Here is a 2,692-nt window from a genome sequence, read left to right as displayed (position 1 = left end):
GCTCGTGTGGAACATGACCGGAAAGAAACAGCACGTTACGGACTACACAAACGCCAGCCGAACGATGGTCTACGACATCGTAAACCTAAAATGGGACGATAAATTGCTTAAGGCACTCGGCATCCCCAAACTCATGCTGCCGGAGGTAAAACCTTCAGCGTATCATTTTGGGGATTACGATTTGGATGGGACGAAAATTCCGATTGCCGGAATCGCCGGTGACCAACAGGCTGCGCTCTTCGGACAGGCGTGTTTTAAAAAAGGGACGGCCAAGAATACCTATGGAACGGGATGTTTTATGCTTATGAATACCGGGGAGGCACCCCAATTTTCCAAAAACGGACTGCTGACCACCATTGCCTACGGTCTTGACGGTAAGGTGCATTACGCCCTAGAAGGCAGTATTTTTATCGCCGGGGCCGCCATACAATGGCTGCGCGACGGTCTGGAACTCATTAAGGATGCCAAGGAAACCGAAGCTCTGGCAGATTCCGTAGAGGGCGAAAATCCCGTTTATGTCGTACCGGCCTTTGCCGGGCTGGGCGCACCGTATTGGGATATGTATGCCCGCGGCGCCGTATTTGGCCTGACCCGCGATACCGGTAAGGCGCATCTAGCAAAAGCGACGTTAGAAGCCCTAGCCTATCAGACCAAGGATATCCTAAAAGCCATGGAAGACGATTCGGGTATTCAGCTCAAAAATCTGCGTGTCGACGGTGGGGCCTGCGCCAACAACCATTTGATGCAGTTTCAGGCCGATATTCTCGATTCGGAAGTCCACAGACCGGAAGTCATTGAGTCCACCGCCATGGGTGCGGCCTTTTTGGCGGGCATACAAGTAGGGTTATGGAAACAGGAAGATGTCGATCAAAACCGCCCCATGGACCGCATCTTCAAACCGACCTTCGACAGGGTAAAACGGAAGCGCCTCTACAAGAAATGGCAGAAGGCCGTAGAGCGAACCAAAGGTTGGGAAGATCAATAACATCCTGTTTAAATGATATCCTCAATATGTATAGCGTCAAAAATCACTTCTAAAATGACCCGCTTTTCAAGTGGGTTCTATTATTTTGCAAACTATGTACGGAAAAATAAAGGAACATCTACAGAACGAGCTGGATCAAATCAAGGAAGACGGTCTCTTTAAAAAGGAACGTATCATTACCTCTCCCCAAGATGCGGTCATCAAGATCTCTACCGGAGAAGAGGTCATCAATTTTTGTGCGAACAATTATTTGGGACTATCATCGCATCCTGAAGTCATTCAAGCGGCAAAGGATACGATGGATTCCCACGGCTTCGGCATGTCTTCGGTACGGTTTATCTGTGGCACGCAGGACATCCATAAAGAACTGGAAAAAAAGATTGCCGGTTTTTACGGTACGGAAGACACCATATTATATGCCGCCGCGTTCGATGCCAATGGCGGTGTATTCGAACCCTTGCTTGCCAAGGAGGATGCCATTATCTCGGATTCGCTAAACCACGCCTCGATCATAGATGGCGTTCGCCTGTGCAAGGCCATGCGCTATCGGTATGCCAACAGCGATATGGGCGACCTTGAAAAACAATTGAAGCAGGCCAACGATGATAACGCCCGGTTCAAGGTCATCGTTACCGACGGTGTTTTCTCTATGGATGGCCTAGTAGCCCCCTTGGACAAAATCTGCGATTTGGCCGAGAAATATGATGCAATGGTTTTGATCGATGATTGCCACGCCACCGGATTTATCGGAGAGACCGGTCGCGGCACTTTAGAGGAAAAAGGGGTAATGGACCGTATCGATATCATAACAGGTACTCTCGGAAAGGCGATGGGTGGTGCCATGGGCGGTTATACCACCGGCAAAAAGGAAATTATCGAAATCCTGCGCCAACGCTCACGCCCCTATCTTTTTTCGAATTCCTTGGCCCCGGCCATCGTCGGTGCATCTATTAAGGTGTTCGACCTATTGGAAAAAGACACCTCGTTGCGCGATACCCTCAAAAAAAACACAACATACTTTAAAAAAGGCCTAATAGAGGCCGGTTTCGATATTATCGATGGTGAATCCGCCATTGTACCCGTGATGCTCTATGATGCCAAACTTGCCCAAGAAATGGCGAGCCGGTTGTTGGACAAGGGAATTTATGTAATCGGTTTCTTCTATCCGGTTGTGCCCAAAGACAAGGCTCGAATACGCGTACAATTGTCCGCGGCACATAAGATGGCCCATTTGAATAAGGCCATTGAAGCCTTTATCGAGGTCGGAAAAGCATTGAAAATCGTTTAAACGCATTCTTTTTTCCATAAAAGGCGTTAAAAAAAATTAAAGATTGATTTTGTTAATAATGTTTAACAAGTTACATTTGCACCTAATAAACACTTAAACTTAAAAATTTGAACATGAAACACCTTAGCAAATTATTGGTTGTCACCCTACTATTTGTAGGCGTTGTCAGCATGCAAGCGCAAGACGAGAACAACCCTTGGCAGGTTAGTTTTGGGGTCAATGCCATTGACGTTTATCCAACGAGCGATGACAATTTTCCTACACAGACCAGCTCTTTTGGTAACGAGTTGTTTAACGCTAGCGACCATTGGAACATTCTTCCTTCCATTTCTTACATTGGCGTATCTCGTTCCGTAGGCGACAATTTGTCCGTTGGTGTCAGAGGTTCGTTGAACAAAATCGACAAATTGGGCGATGTT

2 protein-coding genes and 1 pseudogene are annotated in these 2,692 nt (G+C 47.3%); all 3 read left to right on the top strand.

Translation table 11 applies throughout. The annotated features are described in order from the left end of the window. On the top strand, positions 1-985 hold a 985-nt coding region (locus ACEW8S_RS11525), incomplete at its 5' end, for an FGGY family carbohydrate kinase (protein WP_373518297.1). Positions 986-1,079: 94 nt separating this feature from the next. Next, complete coding sequence (gene kbl, locus ACEW8S_RS11520; protein ID WP_373518296.1) at positions 1,080-2,273, top strand: glycine C-acetyltransferase; 1,194 nt, start codon at positions 1,080-1,082, stop codon at positions 2,271-2,273. A 113-nt stretch (positions 2,274-2,386) separates the two neighbouring features. Then, positions 2,387-2,692, top strand: a pseudogene (locus tag ACEW8S_RS11515) (OmpA family protein); the annotation flags it as partial.

The sequence above is a fragment of the Pricia sp. genome, assembly GCF_041745955.1.
In the GTDB taxonomy this organism is placed as follows: domain Bacteria; phylum Bacteroidota; class Bacteroidia; order Flavobacteriales; family Flavobacteriaceae; genus Pricia.
The sequence above is the reverse complement of the archived record's forward strand: the minus strand, read 5'-3'. Positions and strand labels throughout refer to the sequence as shown.